Source organism: Variovorax sp. FG153, assembly GCF_057809595.1.
Map to the genome: position 1 here is coordinate 389044 of NZ_JBMDKG010000002.1, position 25631 is coordinate 414674.

Sequence of the window (25631 nt, forward strand, 5' to 3'; positions counted from 1 at the left end):
TGCGGCCCTGGACATCGGCCACAGGCCTAGGTACGCCGCGCCGGCTGCCGGTCCCAGGTGCCGGACGTCACGCCGCGCTCGCGCAGCTTGTACTTCTGGACCTTGCCGTTCTCGGTGCGCGGCAGGTCCTCGAGGATGTCGATGTAGCGCGGCACCGCGAAGTACGGCAGCCGCGCCTCGCAGAAGGCCGCGAGCTCGGCGGGTTCCACCGCCGTGCCGGGGCGCGCGATCAGCGCCGCCATCACCTCGTCCTCGGCCAGCTCCGAGCGCACCGGGTAGACCGCTACCGCCGCCACGCCCGGATGGCTCAGCAGCATCTGCTCGACCTCGAAGGAGGAGATGTTCTCGCCGCGCCGGCGGATCGCGTCCTTGAGCCGGTCGACGAAGCGGAAGGCGCCGTCGGCCTCGCGCACCACGCGGTCGCCGGTGTGGAACCACAGGTTGCGCCAGGCCTCGACGGTCTTGGCCGGCATGTTGAAGTAGCCGCTGGCGAAGGCATGGGGCTCGCTCGCGCGCAGCAGCAGCTCGCCGGCCTCGCCGTCGGGCAGTTCCACGTCGTGCGCGTCGGCCACGCGCGCCTCGAAGCCCGGGCGCACCCAGCCCATCACGCCGCCGCGCGGCGAATCGGGCGCGGTGCTGATGACGAAGTTGGTCTCGGTCGAGCCGTAGCCCTCGAGCAGGCGCACGCCCGTGCGCGCCAGGAAGCTCTGCATCGCATGCGCCGGCACGCCCGGGCCCAGGCCCACGCGCACCCGGTGCGCGCGCTCGCCCGGTCCCTCGGGCTGCGCCAGCAAGATCGGCACCATCGCGCCCAGCAGGTAGACCACCGTGGCCTCGTGCGCGCGCATCGCCTCCCAGAAGCCCGAGGCCGAGAAGCGCGCCTCGAACACCACGCGGCAGCCGGTGATCGCGGCCTGCGCGAAGGTGTTGAGCGCATTGATGTGGAACAGCGGCAAGGTGGTGCACAGCACGTCGTCGGCGCCCACGCCGAGCACGGCCGCGCTGTTCACGCCCCACCAGTAGTACTGCGCATGCGGGCAGGTCACGCCCTTGGCCGGGCCGGTGGTGCCCGAGGTGTAGAGGATCGCGAGCGTGTCGCCCGGCTGCACCTCGGCCGCGGCGATCGCCTCGCCATCGGCCGGCCAGGCCTTGACCTCCACGCCCTCGAGCGCGATCTCGCCCTCGCCGATCACCCACACCGTGCGCAGCGCGATGCGCGCGAGGTCGACGCCGGCCAGCCGGTCGAGGAAGGCGCTCTCGATCACCAGCAGCCGCGCCGCGCTGTCGGCCAGGAAGTACTCGATCTGCGGCGCCATCGAGGCGGTGTTGATCGGCACCATCGCTGCACCCAGCCAGCCGCAGCCGCCCAGCGTCTCGAGCACCTCGAGCCGGTTGCCGCTCATCAGCGCCACGCGATCGCCACGTTCCACGCCCGCCGCGGCCAGCGCGCCGGCGCGCGATGCGGCGGCCGCGCGCGCATCGGCATGCACCCATTGCCGACCGGCGATCGACAGCAGCGGCTTGTCGCCGAACAGCGCCGCCTGCCGCTCGAGCATCGCCGGCAAGGTGCGTCGCGCGGGCGGCAGCGGGTCCGGCTCAGTCCTCATCGTGCGTGCCCCCGCCGAGGTAAGTGGCCTGCACGCGCGGATCGCAGGCCAGGTCCTGCGAGGCGCCATCGAGCGCGATCTCGCCCGTTTCCAGCACGTAGCCGTGGTCGGAGGATTCGAGCGCCGCGCGCGCGTTCTGCTCCACCAGCAGGATCGACACACCGTCCTCGCGCAGCTTGCGCACGATCGCGAGGATGTCGCGCACGATCAGCGGCGCCAGCCCCAGGCTGGGCTCGTCGAGCATCAGGAGGCGTGGCGAGGACATCAGCGCGCGCCCCACGGCCAGCATCTGACGCTCGCCGCCCGAGAGCGTGTCGGCGCGCTGCGCGCGGCGCTCGGCCAGCCGCGGGAAGCGGTCGTACACGCCCTGCAGCCGGCTCTTGAGCACACTGCCGCGCAGCCGGCGCGAGAAGGCGCCGAGCTGCAGGTTGTCGAGCACCGAGAGCTCGCCGAACAGCTCGCGCTTCTCGGGCACCAGGCACAGGCCGCGCTCCACGCGCGCCTCCACGTCCAGGCCGTGCAGGTCCTCGCCCTCGAAGCGCAGCACGCCCTTTGAGGGCAGCAGGCCCATCGCGGCCGCGAGCAGCGTGGTCTTGCCGGCGCCGTTGGGGCCGATCACCGAGACGATCTGGCCCGGTTGCATCGCGAGCGACACGCCACGCACCGCGTCGACCTGGCCATAGGACACATGCAGGTCGCCGATCTCCAGCATCGGGGTCGTCGTGCTCATGCCACGCTCCCGAGATACGCCGCCTGCACCCGCTCGTCGGCACGCACCGCGGCCGGCGCGCCCTCCACCAGCTTGGCGCCGAAGTTCATCACCACCAGGCGGTCCACGAGTTTCATCACGAAGTCCATGTCGTGTTCGACGATCAGAATGGTCACGCCCTCGTCGCGCAGCTTGCGCAGCAGCTCGCCCAGGGCCATCTTCTCCTTGCGACGCAGGCCGGCCGCGGGCTCGTCGAGCACCAGCAGCACCGGGTCGGCCGCGAGCGCACGCGCGATCTCGAGGATGCGCTGCGTGCCCAGCGGCAGGCTGCCCGCGAGCTCGTGCGCGCGATCGCCCAGGCCGATGCGTTCGAGCTGGCGCTGCGCCTCCTGCAGGATCTGCCTCTCCTCGGCGCGATCGAGCCGCAGCCCAGCGCGCAGCACGCCCGAGCGCGTGCGCGAGTGCGCGCCCAGCGCCACGTTGTCCAGCAGGCTCATCTGCGGGCGCAGCTTCACGTGCTGGAAGGTGCGCGCCAGCCCGAGCCGCGCCACCTCGCGCTGCGGCATGCCGGCGATGTCCTGGCCCAGGAAACGCACGCTGCCCGAACTCATCGGCAGGGTGCAGGTCAGCAGGTTGAACATGGTCGACTTGCCGGCGCCGTTGGGTCCGATCAGGCCCACGATCTCGCCGGCCGCCACGTCGAAGCTCACGTCGTTGACCGCCACCAGCCCGCCGAAGCGCTTGACCGCGCCCTGCACCGAGAGGATCGGCGTGCCGCGCGCCGGCAGCGCGCGATGCGGCAGCGGCTCGACGGCCGCCAGCGGCGCCGCGGATGGGCGTACCGCCCCCGGGCCCTTGCGCGCGCGCAGCCGCCGCACGAAGCCCATCAGCCCGCCGCGCGCGAAGTGCAGCAGCGCGATGAACAGCACCGCGAAGGCCACCGCCTCGAGCTGGCCGGCGCGCTGGGTGATCAGCGGCAGCACGTCCTGCAGCCCGTTCTTGAGCACCAGCACCAGGCCCGCGCCCACCAGCGCGCCGACCAGGCTGCCGAGCCCGCCGGCCACCGCCATCAGCAGGTACTCGATGCTCGCGCGCACGTCGAAGGGCGAGGGGCTCACGAAGCGGTTCATGTGCGCATAGAGCCAGCCCGCGAGCCCGGCGAACAGCGCCGCCGTCACGAACAGCGACAGCCGCACGCGGTAGGCATCGGCGCCCACGCTCGCCAGCAGGGTCGCGCCGCCGCGCAGGCTGCGGATCGCGCGGCCGGGGCGCGAGCGCAGCAGGTTGTGGCTGAACAGGAAGGCCAGCCCGACGATCGCCCAGATCAGGTAGTACATGGCGCGCGGATCGGCCAGCGACCAGCCGCCGATGAACAGCGGCGGTATGTTCGACAAGCCGGTGTGGCGGCCCAGCGCGTCGACGTTGCCGAACAGCATCGCGATCGACAGCCCCCAGGCGATGGTCGACAGCGGCAGGAAGTGCCCGCCCAGGCGCAGCGTGAGCAGCCCGATGGCCAGCGCCGAGAGGCCGGTCAGCAGCAGCGCGAACAGCAGGCCGATCCACGGCGAGTAGCCCTGCGTGGTGCTGAGCCAGGCCGTGGCGTAGGCCGCGATGCCGACGAAGGCCGCCTGCCCGAAGGAGGTGGCGCCGCCCACGCCCGTGAGCAGCACCAGCCCGAGCGCGACCAGTGCGCCGATGCCGATGTCGTTGAGCAGCGAGACGGTGAAGCTGCCGAACAGCGCCGGCACCACGGCCAGCGCGGCGATCACCACGGCGCAGAGGATCATCGGGCGGCGGCTCATTGGTCCACCTCCTCTTCTTCCTCTTCCACGTGCCGCGCCATGAACGAGCGCAGCATCAGCACGGGGATCAGCAGGCTGAAGACGATCACGTCCTTGAGCGCGCCGCTCCAGAACGAGGCGAAGCTCTCGACCACGCCGACGGCCAGCGCGCCGATGGCGGTCATGGGGTAGCTCACGAGCCCGCCGATGATGGCGGCCACGAAGGCCTTCAGGCCGATGATGAAGCCCGAGTCGTAGTACATGGTGGTCACGGGCGCGATCAGCACGCCGATCAGCCCCGCCAGCAGCGAGGCGCAGCCGTAGGCCAAGAGCGCGGTGCGCGCGGGCCGGATGCCGACCAGCCGTGCGCCGACGCGGTTGACGGCCGTGGCGCGCAGCGCCTTGCCCATCACGGTGCGTTCGAACACCAGGAAGAACAGGCCGCTGAGCACGATCGCCGAGCCCACCATCAGGATCACCTGGCCGCTGACGGTGAAGCCGTCGCCCAGCGTGAGCGTGCCCGAGGCCAGCGGGCTGGTGCGCGAGCCTTCCGGCCCGAAGAACAGCAGGCCCAGGCCCGACAGCAGGAAGTGCAGCGCGAGCGAGACGATCAGCAGCACCAGCACCGAGGCATCGGCGATCGGCTGGAACACCACGCGCGCCAGCAGCGGCGCCACCGGCACCACCAGCAGCACCGACACCGCGAGCTGCACCGGCGCGGGCACGCCGGCGCTCGCCGCGGCCCAGGCGATGGCGCAGGGCACCAGCGGCAGCACGCCCCAGGCCAGCACGGCCTTCGGAATGCGCCGCGCCTCGCCGCGCCGCACCAGGCTGCCGACCTCGGTCAGCACGGCCAGCGCCGCGAGCACGGCCACCAGGCCGATGGTCGGCGGCAGCTTGCCGGTCTCGAAGGCCGCCAGCGTCAGCGCGGCGAAGGCCGCGATGTCGCCGAAGGGCACGAAGACCACCCGGGTCACCGAGAAGATCAACACCAGGCCGAGACCGGCCAGCAGGTAGATGGCCCCGTTGGCCAGCCCGTCGATGCCCAGGATGAGGGCCACGTCCCAGGTCATTGCACAGTCCTTCGCTTCGTCATCGCTCTCGCTTCTCGCTTGCTTTGGGTGGATGGAGGATGGAGGACGCCGCGCTCAAGGCGCCAGCTTCCACTGGCCCTTGTCGAGCTTCACGATCACGCGCGCGCGCTGGTCCACGCCGTAGAGATCGCCGGGCTTGAAGTTGTAGACGCCGTGCGTGCCCACGACTTCCCTGGTGCTGAAGATCGCGTCGCGCAGCGCGACCCGGAACTCGGGCGTGCCGGCCTCGGCCTTCGTGAGCGCGCGCGCCGCCGCATCGGCGAACACCAGGTAGCCGTCGAAGGAATAGGCCGAGAAGGCGTCGCTGGTGGGCGCGTTGTTGACCTTCTGGAAGATGCTGCGGAACTCGAGGCCGATCTTGCGCGTGGGATGGTCGGCCGGCAGCTGCTCGGCGACGATGATCGGGCCGGTGGGCATCAGCGCGTCCTGGCCGGCAGCACCGACCACGCGCACGAAGTCGGGGTTGATCAGCCCGTGCTGGCCGTAGACCTTGCCCTTGAAGCCGCGCTCCTGCAGCGCGAGAAAGGGCAGCGCGCCCGGCGTGCCGGCGCCGCCGGTCATCACGGCCTCGGGCTTCATCGCGAGCAGCTTCAGCACCTGGCCCGTGACCGAAGCGTCGGCGCGCGCATAGCGCTCGTTGCCCAGCACTTGGATGCCGGCGGCCGGCGCGGCCTTCATCAGCGCGTTGTAGACCAGGTCGCCCCAGGCGTCGGAGAAGCCGATGTAGCCGACCGACTTCACGCCGTCCTTCTTCATGCGCTCGACCACCGCATCGATCATCAGCTGCGTCGGCTGCGCCACCGTCATCACCCAGCCGTTCTCGGCCGGGTCGAGCAGAATCGGCGTGAGCCCGATCATCGGCACCTTGGCATCGCGCCCGACCTGCGCCATTGCGATCGCGGCCGGCACGCCCGAGGTACCCATCAGCACGTCGACCTTCTCCTCGTCCACCAGCTTGCGCGCATTGCGGCCCGCGGTGGTCGGGTCGGAGCCGTCGTCGAGCACGATCAGCTGCACCTTGCGGCCGTTGATCTCGCCCTTGTAGGCCAGCGCGGCCTGCATGCCCTTGGCATAGGGCACGCCCAGCGAGGAGTTCGGGCCCGACAGCGACACGCTCAGGCCGACCTTGAGGTCGGCCGCGAAGGCGGCGGCGCCGAGGCCGGCGGCCAGCGCGAGCACGGCGGCGTGGCGAAGGGACTGCATCAAGCGGGTCATGTCGAAGCTCCTGGAGGAAAGGGTGGGGAGTGGAACGAGGAAGGGAACTAGATGAAAAGCTGGATGGCCGGAAATGCCTGGCCCGGGTTGAGCAGGTCGACGCGCTTCTCGCGGATGCGCCAGCCGTCTTCGATGCGCACCAGCCGATGGCGGTAGCTGCCGGTCAGCAGCACCTGCGATTCGCCCCGCGCCTCGATGTAGATGAACGGAGTGCGCAGCACGGCCTCGCCGTCTTCGCCGGCCTCCGGCACCGAGCGCTGCAGCACATGCTGGCAATGGCTCGCGGGATGCTGCGAATGCGCGCGCGGGTTCTTCAGCCGGTCGACGCGCAGTTGCAGCAGCAGCCGGTCCTCGCAGGCGATGGCGTTGTGGCTGCGCGGATCGGCCTGCGCCGCGCCGAGCAGCGGCACCCAGTAGAGGCATTCGGCGTCGTACAGCGCGAGCCAGTCGTCGAAGCGGCGCGCGTCGAGCAGCGCGGCCTCCCGCACCACCAGGTCGATGGCGTCGTTCATGCACCCTCCCCCTGCTCGCCCATGAACTTCGCCCAGGCGCGGAACTGGTTGCGCATCAGCAGCTCGTTGGTGCCGTTGGTCTCGGCCGTTCCCTGCGCCAGCTCGGCCGGATCGAAGTCGCGGTGCAGGCTCACCCATTCGTTGCCCTCGCCGCGCAGGCCCTTCTGCATGCTCTCGAACAGGTGCACGTCGTCGTGCGCCACCACCGACATCGGCGAGAACACGAGCCGGTTGTAGTTCATCGAGCGCTCCAGCAGCAGCTCGGGCGCGCCCTCGGCGCGGAAGCTCCAGGCCTCGATCAGCGTGCGGTCGGCCGCGAGCGGGCGGATCACGCGGATCGCCTGCGGCGAGCCCTTGACCGAGAGGCTGGGGAACAGCACCGAGTTCTGCGGCGAGCGCTGCAGGATCTCGGTCGCGCGCTCCTCGCCGTGCGCGGCGCGCATCGCGGCCTCGTAGCCCGGCAGCTGCGCGTAGTTCGAGTGGATGCTGAAGTGGATGCCCAGCACGCTGTGGCCGTTGGGATAGACGCGACCGCCCATGCGGTCGAAGAAGTCGTAGCCCGCGCCGAAGGGCAGGATCTGCTCCATCGCCATCGGCTTGGCCGCCTCGGGCTCGGCCGCCGTGATGCCGGCCCACAGGCCCTCGGCAGCGGCAGTGGCCGATTCGTGCGTCGACATCGGATGCACCGTGTCGTTGATGTTCTCGAGGTACATCTTCCAGTTGCAGTGGACGATGTTGCGCAACACGCCGCCGGCCACCGTGAGCCGGCCCTCGGGCGAGCGGTCGACCATGTTGTCGATGGCGTGCAGCACGCCGCCGAAATAGTCCTCGAAGCTCGGGCCCTGCGGCGACAGGCGCACGAACACGAAGTCGCGGTAGACCGCGAGGCCCGCCACGGGCGACAGGCCGCGCCCCGACTCGCATTGCGCCAGGCCGGTGTTCTCGTAGCCCGACTTCAGCGGCAGCGCGAGCGGCGCGCCGTCGAGCTTGTAGGTCCAGGCGTGGTAGGGGCAGCGAAAGAACTTGCCGGCGTTGCCGCGCTCGTCGCTCACCAGCTGGCTGCCCTTGTGGGCGCAGCGGTTGTAGAACACCCGAAGCGCGCCATCGGCCTGCCGCACCATCACCAGCGGCCGGCCCGCGAGCTCGAGCGTGCGGTAGTCGCCGGCCTTGGGCACCTCGCTCGCATGGCCCGCGAACAGCCAGGTGCGCGCGAAGAAGCGCTCCTGCTCGAGCGCGAACAGCTCCTCGCTCAGGTAGACGTCGCGGTGCACGCGCCGGTCCTCGACCAGCGCGCGGATCGCCTCGGGATGTTCGCGGTAGCGGCTCATGGGGTGCTTCGGATGCGGGCGCTCAGGGCACCAGCTTCCACTGGCCCTTTTCCATGCGCACGATCACCACCGCGCGCTCGTCCGAGCCGTAGCGGTTGTCGGGCTTGAAGTTGTAGATGCCGTGCGTGCCGACCAGCTCCCTGGTGCTGTTGATCGCATCGCGCAGCGACGTGCGGTAGGCCGGCGTGCCCGGCTCGCCCTTGGCGCGCGCCGCGGCGCTGGCCAGCAGCAGATAGGCGTCGTAGGTGTACGAGGAGAAGGCATCGACCGGCGCCGCGCCGTGCGCCTTCTGGTAGGCCGCGCGGAAGTCCATCGACACCTTGCGGATCGGGTTCGCCGCATCGAGCTGCTCGGCCACCAGCACCGGGCCGCTGGGCACCTGCAGGCCCTCGATCGACTTGCCGCCCACGCGCACGAAGTCGGCGTTGATCAGCCCGTGCGTGCCATAGATCTGGCCCTTGTAGCCGCGCTCGGCCAGCGCCAGGTAGGGCAGCGCGCCGGGCGTGCCCGAGTTGCCCGCGAACACCGCGTCGGGCTTGGCGGCCACGATCTTGAGCACCTGCCCGGCCACCGAGGAGTCGCTGCGCGCATAGCGCTCGTTCGCCACCACCTTGATGCCCGCGGCGGCCGCGCTCTTCATCAGCGAGTCGTAGGCGAGGTCGCCGAGCGCGTCGGAGAAACCGATGAAGGCCACCGACTTCACGCCGGCCTGCTGCATGCGCTTGACCACCGCCGCCACCATCAGCTCGAAGGGCTGCGAGACCGAAACGGTCCACACGTTCTCCGGCCCCGGCAGCGACACCGGCGTGGGCGAGATCAGCGGCGTGCCGAGCTCGCGCGCCACCGCCGCGATCGCCATCGCGCCGGGCACGCCCGAGGTGCCGATCAGCACGTCGACCTTGTCCTCGGTCACCAGCTTGCGCGCGTTGCGCCCGGCGGTGGTGGGATCGGAGGCGTCGTCGAGCACGATCAGCTCGACCTTGTGGCCGGCAATGGTCGGCTGCTGTGCGAGCGCGGCGCGGATGCCCTTCTCGTAGGGAATGCCGAGCGCCGAGACCGGGCCCGAGAGCGAGCTGATGACGCCGACCTTGAGGTCGGCGGCGGCGGCGCCGGCGACCATGCAGGCGGCCAGCACGGCGGTGGCCAGGCGGGGGAAGAGATGGGTCACGGGGGTGGTCCTTTCTGGGGGCGGGTCAGTAGCGCAGCGTGCGCGTGGATTCGAGGTCGGCGTCGAGCTGCGCCGGAGTGAGCCGCTCCGGCTTGCAGCCGAAGTCCTGGAACAGCGCGAGCTGGTCGCCGTAGTGCCTGTCGCGCCGGCCGGCCGGATCGACGAAGCCGCTCTGGCCCGGCGCGGCCACCGAGCACATGCCGACCGCGCCCGGGCGCAGCACCACGCGGTAGCTCAGCGTGCCGCGGTTCATGTAGGGGCTGGTCTCGGGCTGCTCGTCGGCACCGGCCCAGGGCACGCCGATCGCGTTGATGCTGGAGAAGCGGTGCCGCACCACGGGCGTGGTCCAGCGCGCCATGTCCGGGCCCCGCGCGGCCGACAGCTCGGCCACCGCGTCGGCCAGCGCCGCGCGCACCAGCGCCTGCGGGTCCTGCCCATGCAGGAAGTCGATGCGCTGCGGCACGCCCGAGGCCGGGCCCGCGAGCGCATTCCAGATCAGCTTGGACACCGCGGCCGGCTGCACGCTGCCCGGCGAGCCGCGCGGCGTGAGCGTGGGATAGCCGAGGTTGGCGTAGTTCGCGAGCACCGGCGCCGGCAGGTCCTGCGACAGCAGCCGGCGGCCCATGGCGGCGAGCCAGGCGCGCAGCACGGTGGTGGCGTTGTCGGCATAGACCGCGTCGCCGGGCGCGGCCCGGTTCTTGAAGTCCCAGCGCGCCAGCAGGTCGGCGGCACGGCGCACCGGATCGTTCTGCGGCAGCCGCGCCGCGGCCTCGACGATCTTCGGCACGAAGTAGCGCGCGTTGAGGTCGGCCAGCGCGGCGTTCTCGTTCACGCGCCAGACCTGGTCGGCGTCGAGCCTCGCGTCGCCCTGCAGCTGCGCATGGATCTCCGCCACGCGGTCGACGTGCGAGAAGTTCGCGCCGTCGGCGCGCAGGCCCGCGGCGATCTGGTTGTTCCAGCTCGCGAGATAGCCCTGCGCCGGGTTGAAGCTGCGCGGATTGGCCTCGAAGGGCTGCAGGCCCTGCCACTCCATGCTGCCGTCGCCGCGCGCGGGAAAGCGGATGTCCTGCGTGGCCGGCCGGCGCGGCTGGCTGCCCAGGCCGGCGACGCCGATGTTGCCCGCCACGTCGGCATAGAACCAGGTGATGGAGGCGCTGACCCGCGCGCCCTGCGCGAGGAACTGCGGCCAGTCGCGCGCACGGGCCGCCTGGGCCCAGCCCAGCATGGTCTCGACCTCATGGCCCTGCCAGCTGCTGCGCACGGTGTAGGCGCGCTGGTTGGGCAGGTCCCAGCTCTGCACGAAGCCGTGCACGGTCGAAAGGACCTCGATGCGGCGCGGTGCCTCGCCCTTGACGCGGATCTCGTCGACCCGCCGCGTCATCGGCCGCCAGGCGCCCTGGTAGCGGTAGCTGTAGCGGTCGGCGGGCGAGAGCTCTTCCTGGTAGCTGTCGTTGGTGTCCAGCGAGCCCACGGTCGAGCCCCAGGCGATGGTGCCGTTGGTGCCGAACAGCACCGGCAGCAGGCCCACGGGCGTGAGGCCGGTCAGGTCGTAGCCCGCGCCGTGCAGGCCGATGCCATGCACGAAGGACGGATTGTTGAAGCCCTGCTGCGGCCCGTTGTAGAGCACCGCCACGCCCTCGCGGGTGCGGCCGGGCCCGAGCACCCAGGCATTGCTGGCGGTCGGCATCTGCTCTGCCGCCGCGAGGCCCAGGCGCGCGACCTGCGTCGCGCGGAAGTCGGCGGCCGCCACGGGCGACAGCGGTGCGAGCGCCGCGTCGCCGGGCTCGGCGCGCGCGCTCGTGCGCGGGGACGGCACGCCGCGCGGCACGATGGTGGGCGCGGTCGGATCCTCGAGCCAGCGCAGCTGCTCGTAGAGCTGCAGGCCCGCCGCGTCGCCGCGCGCCGCCTTGAGCTGCTGCAGCAGCGAGAGGTTCGCGACCTCGGCCGTGCCGGCGAAGAAGCGGTTGAGGATCAGCCCGATCCAGACCAGCGCCACGTCGTCGGCGGACCAGGCCGTGGGCACGAAGCCGTTGTCGATGAACTGACGCGGCATCAGCCGCGCGCGGTCGGCCAGCACTTCGCGGATGCGCGCGTTGACGCCGGCCGCATAGCCCTCGAACAGGGCGCGGTCGTCGGTGCCCAGCGCATCGATCTGGCGCCGGATGCTCGCCGGGTCGATGTTCGAGCGCGTGGCGGTGTCGACCGCCACGTAGTCCGGCCCGAGCACCTCGGCCACGCTGCCGTTGCCCGAGCGCCTGGCCATCTCGAGCTGGTAGAGCCGGTCCTCGGCCACCGCGTAGCCGAAGCCGTAGAACAGGCCGTAGGTGGTGCCGGCGTAGACGTGCGGCACGCCGTGCCCGTCGCGCTTGATCGTGACCTCGCCGGCCGGCGGCGCCTGCGTGGCGCAGCCGGCCAGCCAGGCCGCGGCCAGCAGCGCGCCGGCCACGGTCCGGGCGCGCGGGCGGTGCGATGCGATGGCGTTCATCGGCGAGGCGGGCCGCTCGGCGTTCAAGGCACCAGCTTCCACTGGCCCTTGTCGAGCCGCACCACCACGCGCGAGCGGTCGTCGGAGCCGTAGCGGTTGTCGGGCTTGAAGTTGTAGACCGAGTGCGTGCCCACCAGCTCCTTGGTGCTCACGATGGCGTCGCGCAGCGCGAGGCGGAACTGCGGCGTGCCGGGCTCGGCCTTGGTGGCGAGCGCGCGCTGGGCGGCGTCGAGGTAGATCAGCCAGGCATCGAAGCTGTAGGCCGAGAAGGTGTCGGTCGGCGGCGCGCCGTTGGCCTTCTGGAAAGCGGCACGGAAATCGAGCGCGATCTTCTTCATCGGGTTGGTGTCGGGCAACTGCTCGGCCACCACCACCGGGCCCGTGGGCGCGAGCAGGCCATCGACCGACGGGCCGCCGACGCGGATGAAGTCGGGGTTGATCAGCGAGTGCATGCCGTAGATCTTTCCCTTGTAGCCGCGCTCGGTCAGCGCGAGGTAGGGCAGTGCGCCGGGCGTGCCCGAGGCGCCGGTGATCACGGCGTCGGGGCGCAGCGCGACGATCTTCAGCACCTGGCCGGCGACCGAGGAGTCGCTGCGCGCATAGCGCTCGTTGCTCACCACCTTGATGCCGGCCGCGGGCGCGGCCTTGCTGAGCGCGTCGTAGACCAGGTCGCCCCAGGCGTCGGAGTAGCCGATGTAGGCCACGCTCTTCACGCCCGCCTGCTTCATCTTCTCGACCATCGCGCCCATCATCAGCGGCGCGGGCTGCGGCAGCGTCACCATCCATGCGCCCTCCTCGCCCGGCAGGTCGGCGTTGGCGATGGAGATCAGCGGGGTCTTGGTCTCGCGCGCCACGCCGGCGATGGCCAGCGAGCCCGGCGCGCCGGCGGTGCCGATGATGACGTCGACCTTGTCCTCCTCGATCAGCTTGCGCGCGTTGCGCGCGGCGGTCGAGGGATCGGAGGCGTCGTCGAGCGCGATCAGCTGCACCTTGCGCCCGCCGACCTCGGACTTGTAGGCCTGCGCGGCCTTGATGCCCTTGTCGTAGGGAATGCCGAGCGAGGACACCGGCCCCGACAGCGAGGTGATGAAACCGACCTTGAGGTCTGCCGCCCAGGCGTTCGATACCGCGAGCGCACCCGCGGCCACGGCGAGGCCCGCGAGGGCACGGATTCGGGTCATGACTGTCATGCTTCTTCTCCTGGAGTGAGGGGGTGGGTGACGGGAACTCGGTGGTGGGGATTCAGAGCGCGAGGCTGCCGACGCTGGTGCCGCCGCAGACGTAGAGCACCTGGCCGGTGACGAAGCTGTTGGCGGGGTCGGCGAAGAAGCGCACGGCGCGTGCCACGTCGGCCGATTCGCCGAGGCGGCGCACCGGCACGCTGGCGGCCAGCGCGCGTTCCTTCTCGCTGCCGGCCTCGACCACGTCGTAGAACATGTCGGTGCGGATCGGCCCGGGCGCGACCACGTTGACGGTGATGCCCTCGGGCGCGAGCTCGAGCGCCCAGGTGCGCGCCATGCCCAGCATGCCGGCCTTGGTGGCCGAATAGCTGGTGCGCGTGGCCAGGCCCAGCGCGGCGCGCGACGAGAGCAGCACCACGCGGCCGAAGCGGCGCGCGCGCATCGCGGGCAGCGCGGCCTGCACGAGCTGGATCGCGCAGCCCAGGTGCAGGTCGACCAGCGCGTCGAGGTCGGACAGCTGGACTTCGGGCAGCAGCGCGGCGCGGATCACGCCGGCGTTGTGGACCACGGTGGTCACCTCGAAGCGCGACACGAGTTCCTTCGCGGCCTCGGCCGTGGCCGCGCGATCGGCCAGGTCGACCTCGATGCTGTGCAGCTTCGGATGGTCGATCTCGGCCTTGCGGCGCGCGAGCGAGACGACCTCGTAGCCCTGCTCGAGCAGGTCGAGGCAGATGGCCTTGCCGATGCCGGCGCTGCCGCCGGTGACGACGGCGGTCTTCGGTGCTTCGCTCATGCGGGTGCTCCCACCAGCGCGAGCACGCGCAGCGGGCTGCCGCTGCCCTTCTCGATCTTCAGCGGCGGGCAGATCAGCATCGCGCCCGCGGGCGGCAGCAGGTCGAGGTTGCTCAGGCACTGCAGGCCGTAGCGGCCCGCGCCGTGCATGTAGTAGTGGCAGGGGTACGGCGGGCGCAGGTGGTAGCCCTGGCCGGCATCGGTGCCGATGGCCTCGGAGCCGAAGCCCAGCACGTCGCGCTGCTCGACCAGGAAGCGCACGGCCTCGGTGCTCGGGCCCGGCGTGTGCTGGCCGGTCTCGTCGAAGTTCTGGTAGGCCTCGGGGTCGTGGCGCTTCGACCAGTCGGTGCGCATCAGCACCCAGGCCCCGGCCGGAATGCGGCCGTGCTTCGCCTCGTAGTCCTCGATGTCCGCGGGCGTGAGCAGGTAGTCGGGATCGTCCTTGACCTGCGGCGAGCAGTCGATGACGCAGGCTGGCGCCACGAAGTGCTGCACGGGGATGGTGTCGACCGAGTTGTTCGGCAGGTCGCGGCCCGAGATCCAGTGGATCGGCGCATCGAAGTGGGTGCCGGTGTGTTCGCCGCAGGAGAAGTTGTTCCAGTACCAGCCGGGCCCGCGCTCGTCGTACTTCGAGACCTCCTCGATGCGGAACGGCCAGCACTGTCCCATCTCGGGCGGCAGCGCGATCTGCGGGAACTCGGGCGTCAGGGTCTGGGTGAGGTCGATCACGCGGATGCCGCCGCCGGCCAGGGCGCCGGCCAGGCCCGCGAGGATCTGCGCCGGGGTGAGCGTGGGGTTGCTGGGGGTCATCGGGGAGCGCTCCTGTCTCTGTCTGTCTTCAGCTGCCGCCGGCCGCGAGTTCGCGTTCCAGCACCTTGGGGTTGTCGCGCCAGCGCTCGAGCCACTCCTGCGCCACGTCGCCGGGGTAGACGTCTTCCACGCCGTCGCGCAGCGCCTTCACGATCGCGCTCGCGAGCGCCGGGGCGCCGAGCTTGGGCGGCGGCATGTGCTGGTTCCACTCGTCGTCGATCGGTCCCGGGAACACGTTGACGACCCGGATGCCGGCCGGCCGCATCTCGGCGCGCAGGCACTGGGCGAGCGAATAGGCCGCGGCCTTCGAGGCGCTGAAGGTGCCGTGCGCCGGGTAGTTGCTCAGCGCGTAGATCGACAGCAGGTTGACCCAGGCGGTGGCACCGGTGGCACCATCGGCCGAGCGGCCCTTGAGCGCGGGGCCGAACTCCTGCGCCAGCCGCAGCGCGCCGAAGTAGTTGATGTCCATCTCGGCCTTGGCCACGTCGGTGCCGCGCCGCGAGGCGATGCCGAAGGTGCGGTGCACCTCCGCGTTGTTGATGACGATGTCGACCTTGCCGCCGATGGAGCCCGCGAGCTCGGTCACCTGCCGGCCGTTGGTGAGGTCGAGCGGCACCAGCGTGACCTGCGGCAGCGCGCCGATGTCTTCGAGGCCGTCGCCGAGCTTCTTCCACGGCTCGGCATGGCCGACCCAGACGATGTCGGCACCGGCCTTGACGAGGGCGCGCACGATCGCCTGCCCGACCTCGGTCTTGCCGTCGGTCACCAGCACCTTGCGGAACTTCGGGTCGCTGGTCATTTCTCTGAGCATCCTGTCGTCGGCCATGTGTGCACTTCCTTGGTTCGGGAATCCGATCAGTACCGCCTGTCCCGCGCGGTCGAGCCGCGCGCCCACCTTGACGCGCGAGGGCGCCTCGCCGACCTCGCCGTGCAGGTGCACCATCAGCGTCGGGCCGGCATCGAGGTGCACCAGGCCCAGCCGCCAGGGCAGGCGCTCGCGGAAGAACAGGTCATTGCTGTGATGCAGCGTGGTGCTGCTCAGCAGTTCGCCCTCGCCGTCCTGCTCGCGCCAGGCGAGGTGCGGCGACAGGCACTTGTGGCAGGCCGCGCGCGGCGGGTACTGCACGGTGCCGCAGTCCTCGCAGGTCTGCAGCTCGAAGCGGCCCTCGGCCGCGGCGGCGGTGATGCCCAGCGCGATGCGGCCGCGCTGCCAGGGCGGCAGGTTCATCTGCCGAGTGCGCAGCACGGGGTTCTTGCGCGGGGGGCGCATGAGGGGCATGGTCATTGGCTTCTCCCCAGGAGGACGGCGCCGGTGCACAGGCAGCGGTCGTAGGTGACCATGCCGAAGCCGGCCACGAGGCCCAGCTTGGCGTCGGGCACGCGGCGCGCGCCCGCGGTGTCGGTGAGCTGGCGGATGGTCTCGGTCATGCCGAGGAAGCCGCCCGCGGCACCGGCCTGGCCCGCGGACAGCTGGCCGCCGCTGGTGTTGTTGGGAAAGCTGCCTTCGCAGGTCATGGTGTGCGAGCGCACGAAGGCCGGGCCCTCGCCCTTCTCGCAGAAGCCCAGGTCCTCGAACTGCATCATGGCGATCACGGGATAGTCGTCGTAGGTCTGGATGAAGTCGACCTGCGCGGGCGTGGCGCCGGCCTGGGCATAGAGGTCGTCGCGGTCACGGCGCCAGCCGCCCTGCACCATCACCGGGTCTTCCGAATAGGCGTTGTGGCGTTCGATGGCGCCACGGATCGCGACGTGGGCGAGGCCGAGGTCGCGCGCACGCTCCTCGCTCATCACGAGGAAGGCCTCGGCGCCCGCGCAGGGCATGACGCAGTCGAACAGGTGCAGGGGCTCGGCGATGGGCCGCGCGTCCATGTACTCGTCGAGCGTGAGCGGCTTCTTGAACATGGCGTTCGGATTGCGCAGCGCATTGGTGCGCTGGTCCACCGCGATGCGGCCGAAGTCCTCGCGCTTCGCACCGAAGCGCCGCATGTAGTGCGCGGTGATCATCGCGAAGATCGAATTGGGTCCGCCCGATCCGTAGGGATAGGTGGCATCGCGCGCGAAGTTGCTGAAGCTGCCGAGGGTCTGGCGGAAGGAATCGACATGGTTGGTGTCGGCCGCCACGCAGGCCACGACGTCGGCATCGCCGCTCTGCACCGCGCGCGCTGCACGGCGCAGGCACATCACGCCCGAGGCGCCGCCGGTGGGTACGTGGTCGAGCCAGCGTGGCGAGAGGCCCAGGTGCTGGGTGACGCCTACCGCGGTGTCGGGGGCGAGCGAGAAGCTGCTGATGCAGAGGCCGTCGATTGCGTCCTTCTCGATGCCGCTGTCCTTGACGAGGGCCTCGATGGCCTGGCCGAGGAACCAGTGGGCGGTGAGCGTGGAGTAACGCTGGTAGGGCACCGTGACGGGGACCGCTACGGCTACGCCTTCGTAGGATTGGCGGCGGTTGAATGCGTTCATTTCAGCGATCCATCGCGCTGCGCGCCACCCGCAGCGCATGAAATGGCGGATGCATCCGAATGCGGGAGCGGACTTCCGGACGCAGAGGACGCGAAGGTTCCGCGAAGGACGCAAAAGGAACGCAAGAAATTTTTGGAAATTCTCTTTCGCGCTCTTCGCGAAACCTTCGCGTCCTCTGCGTCCGGCTGTTGGTGTTGCATTTCAGCCCTGCCTTTTCTTGAGGCCGCGCGTATCGATGCAATGCACCTGCCCAGGCAAGCCCTGGGCCAGCACACGCAACTCCCCGCGCTGGATCTTTTGAGACGCCGTGAGCGGCAAGGCATCGACGAACGCCACATAGCCAGGCGCCTTGTAGTAGGCGAGTTGGTCGAGCGCATGCGCCACGATGCTCAACGCCATCGCGGAACGGGCCTCCACGCTCACGGCTTCGTGCAACACGATGCAGGCCAGCACCTCGTCGCCGCGCACCGCATCGGGCGTCGCGGCCACGGCCGAACTCTTCACTGCCGGGTGCTGGTTCAGCACGCTCTCGACCTCCACCGCCGAGATGTTCTCGCCGCTGCGGCGGATCACGTTCTTCTTGCGGTCGACGAAGCACAGGCTGCCGTCGGATTCGCGGCGCACCATGTCGCCCGTGTGGAACCAGCCATCGGCCCAGGCCTCCTGGGTCGCTGCCTCGTCCTTGAGATAGCCCGAGAAGAAATAGCGGCGCGGATCGGGGCCCGCGCTGCGCACCAGCAGTTCGCCCGGCATGCCCACCGGCACGTCCGCGCCGGCCTCGTCGACCAGCCGCAGCTCGACGAAGTCCTCGGGCCGGCCGAAGCAGCTCGTGCCGATGTGGCGCGGCTCGTGGTTCGCCATCACGCAGGCGGCGGCACCGGTCTCGGTCATGGCCCAGGCCTCGACCAGCGGGAAGCCGAAGCGCTCCTCGAACACGCCATGGTTGCGCCGGTCCACGCCGGCACCGAAGGCCCAGCGCACCGCGTGCTCGCGGTCGGAGGGCGACGCGGGCGCGGCCAGCAGCATCGCGGGCATCACGCCGAGGTAGTGGACGATGGTCGCGCCGGTCTCGCGCACGCTGTGCAGCCAGCTCTTCGGATGGAAGCGGTCGAGCTGGATCAGGCAGCCGCCGGCCACCAGGATCACCATGGTCGAGAAGGCCATCGCGTTCACGTGGTTGAGCGGCAGCGGCGTGATGATCCGCTCGCGGTCGCGCCGCACCTCGCACACGCCGTCGAGCCCTGCGTACCACTCGCCCGCGCGTATGAAGTATTCGTTGCCCAGCATGCAGCCCTTGGGACGCCCGGTGGTGCCCGAGGTGTAGAGCAGCGCGCATTCGGTGTTCGGGCCGACGGGTTCGTGCGCGCGCGGTGCGGGGCCGCGGGCCGGCGGCACTTCGAGGTCCGAGGCCTGCATCACGTCGAGCGTGGCGCCTTCGCGCTGCGCCGCCGCGCGCAGGTCGTCGGCGCGCTGCGGCAGGCTCACCGCGAGCTCGATCCCGCTGTGGCCGATCAGGTAGGCCAGCTCGGCCGCGCGCATCTCGGCATTGATCGGCACCACACTCACGCCGAGCGCATTGAGCGCGAACCAGTGGTACAGGAAGGCCGGCCGGTTCTCGAGCAGCAGCCCGACGCGGTGGCCATGGCCGTAGCCCGCGCGCGCATAGGCCTCGCGCAGCCGGTCGACCTCGGCCGCGGCCTCGCGCCAGCGGATGCTGCCGGCCTCGATGCCATAGCTCGCGGCCGTGACCGGCTCGACGCACAGGAACTCGGCCTCGGGCGTGCGCGCCGCCGAGGCGGCGAAGGCGGCATGGACGGTGGGATGCGTCATCGCGGTCGTCCGTTCAGATGAAGAGCTGCACCGCGGGCAATGCCGCGTCGCAGTTCAGCAGGTTCACGCGCTTGAGCGTCATGCGCAGCGCGCCGTCCTGCCACAGCAGGTGGTGGAAGAAGGTGCCGACGTAGAACTGCAGCTCGTCGCCCTGGCATTCGGTGTAGTGGAACTCCGTGCGCACCACGTAGCGGTTCGCGGCCTCGTCGAACTCCTCGACCGTGGGCGCCTGCAGCAGGTGGTGGCAGCGGCTCGGCGGCTGCTGCGAGAAGGCGCGCGGGCTCTTCAGGCGCTCAATGCGCAGCTCGCGCAGCAGCTTGTCCTCGTACATGTGCGAGGTGTGGTTGATGCCGTCCTCCTGGTCGGGAATCAGCGGCACCCAGTAGAAGGCGTCGTCGGTGAAGAGCGCGTTCCACTCCTCGTAGCGCTTGGCGTCGAGCAGGCGGCATTCGTGCACCACGAAGTCGACCAATTGCTGGCGCGTGACGGTGGCGCTCATCACATCGTCTCCGTCATGTAGCGCGCCCAGCTGCGGTACTGGTTTCGCATCGGCAGCTCGCTGGTGCCGACGGTGGTGGCCTCGCCGCTGCGCTCGGCCTCGCCGTCCTCGAAATTGCGGTGCAGGCTCACCCACTCGTTGCCGCTGGCATGCAGGCCGGCCTGGATGCCGCGGTAGGCCTGCAGGTCGTCGTGGCCCACCACCGAGAACGGCGAGTTGATGAGCCGGCTGTACATGGTGGTGCGCTGCAGCAGCTCGGGCGGCGCGCCCTTGAGGCGGAAGGTCCAGCTCTCGACGATCGACATGCCAGCCGACACCGGCTTGACCACGCGGATCGCCTGGATCGCGCCCTTGATCGTGAGGTTCGGGTAGTAGACCGTGTTGTGGCGCGCCATGCCGAGGATCTGCGCCGTGCGCTCCTCGCCGTAGCGGGCCTTCATCGCATCGTCGTACGCGGGGATCGCCTTGTACTTGCTGTGGATGCTGAAGTTGACGCCCGTGAAGCTGTGGCCGTTGTCGTAGGTGCGAACGCCCATGTCCTCGAAGAACTTGTAGTCCGACATGAAGGGCACGAACTGCTCGATCGCCATCGGCTTGGGCTCGTCGGCGGGCTTGCCGGCCCACATGGTCTTGGCGGTGCCGGCCGAGGACTCGTGCGCCACCATCGGATGCATGGTGTCGTTGAGGTTCTCCACGAACATCTTCCAGTTGCACTGGTGCGTGAAGCGCAGGCAGCCGCCGGCGATCTCGAGCTCGCCCTCGGGCGAGCGGTCGGCCATGTTGTCGATCGAGCTCAGCGAGTCGCCGAAGTACTCCTCGAACGAGGGCCCGACGTCGTTGATCTTCACGAAGACGAAGCCGCGGTAGCTGCGCACGCCGGCCACCGGCACCAGGCCCTTCGAGGCCTCGCAGTCGTGCAGCTGCGTGCCCTCGTAGCCGTTCTTCAGCGGGATCGACAGCAGCGAGCCGTCGGTCTTGAAGGTCCAGGCATGGTAGGGGCAGCGGAAGAACTTTCCGGTGTTGCCGCAGGGCGCGCTCACCAGCCGCGAACCCTTGTGGGCGCAGCGGTTCATCAGCACGCGCACGCTGCCGTCGGCATGGCGCACCACGATCAGCGGGCGGCCCGCGATCTCGTTGGTGATGTAGTCGCCGGGCTTGGGCAACTGGCTCTCGTGGCCGACGTAGTTCCAGGTGTTGGCGAAGAAGTGCTCCTGCTCGAGCGCGAAGATCTCCTCGCTGATGTAGAGGTCGCGGTGCACGCGGTCGGGCCGCACCAACGCGCGGACCGCATCGGGATTGCCTCGGTAGCTGGTCATGCGTGGACTCCTTGGGTTCAGAGGTCGAGCACCAGCCGCTGGCCCTTGGCGCGGGAGATGCAGATCTGGATCACGTTGCCCGCGGCCTTCTCGCGTGCCGTGAGCACGTAGTCGCGGTGGTCGATCTCGCCGTCGATCACGGGCACGGCGCACACGCCGCATTCGCCGCGCTTGCAGTCGAACATCGGGTCGCAGCCATGCTCGATCAGGCAGTCGAGGATGCTCTGGTCGGCCGGCACGGTGAAGCGCTGGCCCGACATGGCGAGTTCGACCTCGAAGGCATGGTCGCCCTCCTCCACCACCGGCGCGGTGAAGAGTTCGAAGTGCACGCGGTCGCTGTTCCAGCCGCGCGCCTGGGTCTGGGCCAGCACGGCGTCGAGCATGGGCTTGGGGCCGCAGACATAGAGCTGGTCGGCCGGGTCGCAGCGCGCGAGCAGCACGCCCACGTCGAAGGGCGCGCCCTTCGACTCGTCGTCGTGCAGCAGCAGGTCGGTGCCCAGCAGCTCGCCGAGCTCGGGCAGGAAGGCCATCAGCGCGCGGCTTCGGCCCGCGTAGTGCAGTTCCACCGGCAGACCCTGCGCGCGGCGGTGCGCGGCCATGCTCGCGAGCGGCGTGATGCCGATGCCGCCGGCCAGCAGCACCGCGCGGCCCGCGCCGGCGTGCAGCGGAAAGTCGTTCTTCGGCGGCTCGGCCTCGATGGTGTCGCCCTCGCGCAGCCGCTCGTGCATGAAGCGCGAGCCGCCGCGGCCCACGGCCTCCTTGCGCACCGCGATCAGGTACTCGGCCGGTGCCGGCTGGCCGCCCGCCGCGAAGTCGATCAGCGAATAGTGGCGCCAGTCCGACTGGCCGTTGCCGAGGTCGACGCGCACGCGGATGTGGGCGCCGGCCTCGAAGCCCGGCAGCGCGGCGCCATCGTCGGCGCGCAGGCGGAACAGCCGGACCAGCGGATTGAGTTCGCGCGCCTCGGCGACGCGCAGGCGAAGGGTCGTGGGATCGGAGGCCATGGGTGTCGTCTCTTCTTCGTCGTTCAGGCCAGCGCGTGGCGCACCAGCGCCGCCTGCAGCTGGTGGCCGTGCTCGTCGGCCAGCGCGGCATTGCGCAGCTCGCGCAAGGTGGCCGGCGCGAGCGCATCGCCGGCGCGGCGCAGGGCCGCCATCACGGTTTCGTAGTTGCGCAGGCCGCGCTCGTGCGTGTCGCTGTAGCCCTTGACCAGCCGCTGGCACTGCGCCACCTCGATCGCGAGCTCGGTGTTGCGCGCGGCGGTGGCGGCGATCTCGGCCAGCCAGGCCTCGATGCGCCGGTTCTCGTCCGCGTAGCGCAGCGTGGAACGGCGCCAGCGGCCCATGCCGGCCACGGTGGACAGCAGCAGGTAGCCGTGCAGCGAGCTGGTCTGCACCACGCGGCCCTTGCGCGTGAAGCGCTCGACCAGGCCGCGCGCCCAGCCGGTGCGCATCAACCAGCGGCCCAGGCCCGCGGGCAGGGTCTCGCAGATCTCCTGCAGCCGCGGATGCATGTACTCGTGGATCGCGAGCAGCTGGTCGGCCTGCACGCGCGACTCGTCGCGCACGCGGTCGAAGCGGGTCGCGCGGATCTTGAGCGAGGCCACGCGCGCCGTGTCCTCATAGGACATCCACAGCGCCAGGTGGCGCGCCGCGACCTCGAGCAGCGCCGGGCTGCCGAGCGACTGCAGCGCGGCGGCGCGGTCGAGGTAGAGACCCGCATAGGCCGGGTCCTGGTAGTCGATGAGGCGGCGCACGCCTTCGAGCAGCAGCGCCTGCTGCGCCGGCGCGAAATCCTTCTGCACGCGCTCGACCAGCGCGCGCACCGCGGGATGGCGCGGCTGCGGCGGCGCGGCCGGCGGCAGGGCCGGCGCGGGCGCTTCGCCCTCCTCGGCCTGGGCACGGGCGAAAGCGGCACCGAAGGCGCGCAGGCTGGGCTTCACGCCGACGCCGCCGCGCTCGATGGTGGCCTCGAACTGGGCGCGGCCGAAGGGCAGCACGCCCGAACCCGCGAGCGCGCCGAACAGCACGGCGCTGATCACGCTGCCCGCGTCTTCGGCGGCCTGCGCCATGTCGAAGCGGATGAAGCGGTGCGCGGCGCGCCCCGCATGCGCGAGCAGTTCGCGGCTGTCGACGCGGCCGTCGCCCATCGCGCTCTTCTCGGCGATCGAATAGACGCGGTGCGTGGAGGCGATCAGCGTGGTGCGGTCTGGCGTGACCAGCCCGCGCTGCACCGCGCGGCCGGCTTCCATCAGCTCGGAGGCGAGCACCAGGTCGACGTCGCCCGGCAGCGGCATCAGTGCCAGCACCGGCTGGCCGCCGTCGGCGCGCGCGGCGGCCTCGGGGAACAGCTCCACGTAGTAGATGGTGGCGCCGGTGCGCTGCGCCACGCCGGGCACGGAGGTGGTCTGGGCGTACCAGCCGTTGGCCTCGCCCATGTCGACGATCCAGTCGGCCAGCACGCCGCCGCCCTCGCCGCCCATGGCGAGGATCGCGATCTTGATCGGTTGTGGGGTGCTCATCGGCGCGCTCAGAACGAATAGGCCTCGCGCCGGCGCGCAGCGCCGCGCTGCAGCCAGCCGATGACGGCGCCGCGCACGCGCTCGCGCAGCCGGTCCCAGCCGGTGGGATTGCTGACGATGCGCGCCTTGTAGAACGAGGGGCAGAGCACGGCCGCGTGCGAGACGTCGCCGCAGTTGCCGCAGCCCACGCAGCTCTCGAGCACGGTGGCGACCGGGTCGGTGCGCAGCGGATCGGGATTGGTCTTGATCGACAGCGAGGGGCAGCCCGAAAGCCGGATGCAGGAGTGGTCGCCGGTGCAGGTGTCGGCATCGACGCCGAACTTCTCGCGCACCATGCGCTTGCCGTCGGCGATGGCCTTGCGCACCAGCGGCTTCTCGCGCCGCTGCTTGTTGAGCATGCACTCGGACTGCGCGATCAGGACCTTCGGGCCCTTCTCCTTGGTGGTCAGCGCCTCCTTGAGCGCGTCGCGCATGCCGGCCACGTCGTAGGTGCGGCGGATGGTGCGCACCCAGTTCACGCCCACGCCGCGCACCGCGCGCTCGATCGCGTGGCCGGTGCTGCGGGTGGCGTTGACGGCCTTCGACGACAGGATGTCCTGCCCGCCGGTGGCCGAGGTGTAGTTGTTGTCGACGACGATCGTGAGGTTGTCGCTCTGGTTGAACACCGCGTTGGCGACGCCGCTCGTGAGGCCGTTGTGCCAGAAGCCGCCGTCGCCCATCATCGCGATCGCGCGCTTGCCGCGCGGCGCGCCCATGGCGGCCGCGCCCGCGCCGCCGAGGCCGTAGCCCATGGTGGTGTTGCCGATGTGGAACGGCGGCAGGATCGAGAACAGGTGGCAGCCGATGTCGGCGCTCACGTGGTGCGGACCGAGCTCGCGCTCGACCAGCTTCATCGCGCTGAAGATCGGGCGCTCGGGGCAGCCGGTGCAGAAGCCCGGCGGGCGCGCGTGCACGCTGTCGGCCAGCGGCGCGGCCGGCTCGCCCGGCAGTTCGATCAGCGGGATCACCTTGCGCACCGGGGCCGGCACGGGCGCGGCCGGTTGCGGCGCGAGGCGGCCGTAGCGCTCGCAGAAGACGCGCGCGCCCTGCAGCAGCTCGGCGGCCGTGTACTCGCCGGCCACCGGCAGCATGTCCTTGCCGTGCAGCGCGGTGGTCACGCCGCGCTGGCGCAGGATGGTCGCGATGTTCTGCTCGATGAAGTTGGGCTGGCCCTCCTCCACCATCAGCACCGCGCGCTTGCCTTCGCAGAAGCGCACCACCTCGCTGTCGATCACCGGATAGGCGACGTTCATCACGTACAGCGGGATGCGGCTGTTGCCGTAGACGTCGGCCAGGCCCAGGCGCTCGAGCGCGCGCACCAGCGTGTTGTAGCTGCCGCCCTGCACCACGATGCCGATGTCGTCGGCGCCGTCGGCGAAGAACTCGTTGAGGCCGCGTTCCTCGATGAAGCGCACGGCCGCGGGCCAGCGCTCCTTCACCTTCTCCTGCTCGTGCACGAAGCTCGCGGGCGGCAGCACGATGCGGCTCACGTCGCGCCGCGGGTTCTCGGCCGCCTCCTGCACCGAGTAGGCGGCGCGGCGGTTGTCGGCGGCGACGAACTGGCCGTGCACGTGGCAGGCGCGGATGCGCAGCTGCAGCATCACCGGCGTGCTGCTGGCCTCGGAGAGCTCGAAGCCCTGCTTCACGGCCTCGACGATGCTCGGCAGGTTGGGCCGCGGGTCGAGCAGCCACATCTGCGACTTCATCGCGAAGGCATGGCTGCGCTCCTGCATGATCGAGGAGCCTTCGCCGTAGTCCTCGCCCACGATCACCAGCGCGCCGCCGGTCACGCCACCCGAGGCGAGGTTGGCCAGCGCATCGGATGCGACGTTGGTGCCGACCGTGGCCTTGAAGGTCACGGCGCCGCGCAGCGGATAGTTGACCGAAGCCGCGAGCGTGGCGGCGGCCGTGGCCTCGCTCGCGCTGTTCTCGAAGCGGATGCCCTGGTCGGCGAGGATGTCCTGCGCGTCGGCCAGCACGTCCATCAGGTGCGAGATCGGCGCGCCCTGGTAGCCCGCGACGTACGACACGCCCGATTCGAGCAGCGCCTTGGTGACGGCGAGGATGCCTTCGCCGCGGAACACTTCACCGGCGGACAGCCGCAGTTTCTTCACTTCTTCGACAAACGAACGCTCGGCCATGGCTTGCTCTTTTCCTGGATCGACGTCACCGTGTGGGCGGTGGCCCGTTCATGCATCACCTGCAGAAAAGCGATGAGTGCTTGTACGGGCCTTGGTACGTATACTGTTTAGAAATGAATCTATCCACAATCATGAATAACCCT

20 protein-coding genes are annotated in these 25631 nt (G+C 70.6%); all 20 read right to left on the reverse strand.

What is annotated here, in order from left to right; all coding sequences use genetic code 11:
- Positions 1-26 precede the first annotated feature (26 nt).
- Positions 27-1607, reverse strand: a complete 1581-nt coding sequence (locus tag ACODT0_RS05025; protein WP_489040755.1) for an ATP-dependent acyl-CoA ligase — start codon at positions 1605-1607, stop codon at positions 27-29.
- The gene (locus ACODT0_RS05030; protein ID WP_057590614.1) at positions 1597-2337 is read right to left on the reverse strand and encodes an ABC transporter ATP-binding protein; all 741 of its coding nucleotides are present in this window, start codon (positions 2335-2337) and stop codon (positions 1597-1599) included. The genes ACODT0_RS05025 and ACODT0_RS05030 overlap by 11 nt, the downstream gene beginning before the upstream one ends.
- Entirely contained in the window at positions 2334-4118 is a 1785-nt protein-coding gene (locus ACODT0_RS05035) for a branched-chain amino acid ABC transporter ATP-binding protein/permease (RefSeq protein ID WP_479671907.1), read from the reverse strand. Before ACODT0_RS05035 ends, ACODT0_RS05030 begins: the two co-directional genes overlap by 4 nt.
- Entirely contained in the window at positions 4115-5170 is a 1056-nt protein-coding gene (locus tag ACODT0_RS05040; protein WP_057590616.1) for a branched-chain amino acid ABC transporter permease, read from the reverse strand. The genes ACODT0_RS05035 and ACODT0_RS05040 overlap by 4 nt, the downstream gene beginning before the upstream one ends.
- A gap of 75 nt (positions 5171-5245) precedes the next feature.
- Positions 5246-6406, reverse strand: a complete 1161-nt coding sequence (locus ACODT0_RS05045; protein ID WP_057590617.1) for an ABC transporter substrate-binding protein — start codon at positions 6404-6406, stop codon at positions 5246-5248.
- A 47-nt stretch (positions 6407-6453) separates the two neighbouring features.
- Positions 6454-6918, reverse strand: a complete 465-nt coding sequence (locus ACODT0_RS05050) for an aromatic-ring-hydroxylating dioxygenase subunit beta (protein WP_489040756.1) — start codon at positions 6916-6918, stop codon at positions 6454-6456.
- On the reverse strand, positions 6915-8246 hold the full coding sequence (locus tag ACODT0_RS05055) for an aromatic ring-hydroxylating dioxygenase subunit alpha (RefSeq protein WP_296730520.1): 1332 nt from the start codon (positions 8244-8246) through the stop codon (positions 6915-6917). Before ACODT0_RS05055 ends, ACODT0_RS05050 begins: the two co-directional genes overlap by 4 nt.
- Positions 8247-8268: 22 nt before the next feature.
- Positions 8269-9366, reverse strand: a complete 1098-nt coding sequence (locus ACODT0_RS05060; RefSeq protein ID WP_489040783.1) for an ABC transporter substrate-binding protein — start codon at positions 9364-9366, stop codon at positions 8269-8271.
- 73 nt (positions 9367-9439) lie between these two features.
- The gene (locus tag ACODT0_RS05065) at positions 9440-11899 is read right to left on the reverse strand and encodes a penicillin acylase family protein (RefSeq protein WP_489040757.1); all 2460 of its coding nucleotides are present in this window, start codon (positions 11897-11899) and stop codon (positions 9440-9442) included.
- Between the two features lie 23 nt (positions 11900-11922).
- Positions 11923-13089: an ABC transporter substrate-binding protein gene (locus ACODT0_RS05070; RefSeq protein ID WP_489040758.1), complete on the reverse strand. Its 1167-nt coding sequence runs from the start codon at positions 13087-13089 to the stop codon at positions 11923-11925.
- Positions 13090-13141: 52 nt separating this feature from the next.
- A complete protein-coding gene (locus ACODT0_RS05075; RefSeq protein WP_209541227.1) occupies positions 13142-13873 on the reverse strand; it encodes an SDR family oxidoreductase in 732 nt (243 codons plus the stop codon).
- The gene (locus tag ACODT0_RS05080; protein WP_057590623.1) at positions 13870-14682 is read right to left on the reverse strand and encodes a cyclase family protein; all 813 of its coding nucleotides are present in this window, start codon (positions 14680-14682) and stop codon (positions 13870-13872) included. The genes ACODT0_RS05075 and ACODT0_RS05080 overlap by 4 nt, the downstream gene beginning before the upstream one ends.
- A gap of 28 nt (positions 14683-14710) precedes the next feature.
- Positions 14711-15967: an SDR family NAD(P)-dependent oxidoreductase gene (locus ACODT0_RS05085; protein WP_489040759.1), complete on the reverse strand. Its 1257-nt coding sequence runs from the start codon at positions 15965-15967 to the stop codon at positions 14711-14713.
- A complete protein-coding gene (locus tag ACODT0_RS05090) occupies positions 15964-17142 on the reverse strand; it encodes a thiolase family protein (RefSeq protein WP_489040760.1) in 1179 nt (392 codons plus the stop codon). Before ACODT0_RS05090 ends, ACODT0_RS05085 begins: the two co-directional genes overlap by 4 nt.
- Before the next feature lie 201 nt (positions 17143-17343).
- Positions 17344-18972, reverse strand: coding sequence for an AMP-binding protein (locus tag ACODT0_RS05095; protein WP_489040761.1), 1629 nt, complete (start codon positions 18970-18972; stop codon positions 17344-17346).
- 13 nt (positions 18973-18985) lie between these two features.
- Positions 18986-19471, reverse strand: a complete 486-nt coding sequence (locus tag ACODT0_RS05100) for an aromatic-ring-hydroxylating dioxygenase subunit beta (protein WP_489040762.1) — start codon at positions 19469-19471, stop codon at positions 18986-18988.
- Positions 19471-20787, reverse strand: coding sequence for an aromatic ring-hydroxylating dioxygenase subunit alpha (locus tag ACODT0_RS05105; RefSeq protein WP_057590628.1), 1317 nt, complete (start codon positions 20785-20787; stop codon positions 19471-19473). The genes ACODT0_RS05100 and ACODT0_RS05105 overlap by 1 nt, the downstream gene beginning before the upstream one ends.
- A 17-nt stretch (positions 20788-20804) precedes the next feature.
- On the reverse strand, positions 20805-21791 hold the full coding sequence (locus tag ACODT0_RS05110) for a PDR/VanB family oxidoreductase (RefSeq protein ID WP_489040763.1): 987 nt from the start codon (positions 21789-21791) through the stop codon (positions 20805-20807).
- Positions 21792-21814: 23 nt separating this feature from the next.
- The gene (locus ACODT0_RS05115) at positions 21815-23308 is read right to left on the reverse strand and encodes an indolepyruvate oxidoreductase subunit beta family protein (protein WP_489040764.1); all 1494 of its coding nucleotides are present in this window, start codon (positions 23306-23308) and stop codon (positions 21815-21817) included.
- A gap of 8 nt (positions 23309-23316) precedes the next feature.
- Positions 23317-25488: a thiamine pyrophosphate-dependent enzyme gene (locus ACODT0_RS05120; protein ID WP_422097772.1), complete on the reverse strand. Its 2172-nt coding sequence runs from the start codon at positions 25486-25488 to the stop codon at positions 23317-23319.
- Positions 25489-25631 lie beyond the last annotated feature (143 nt).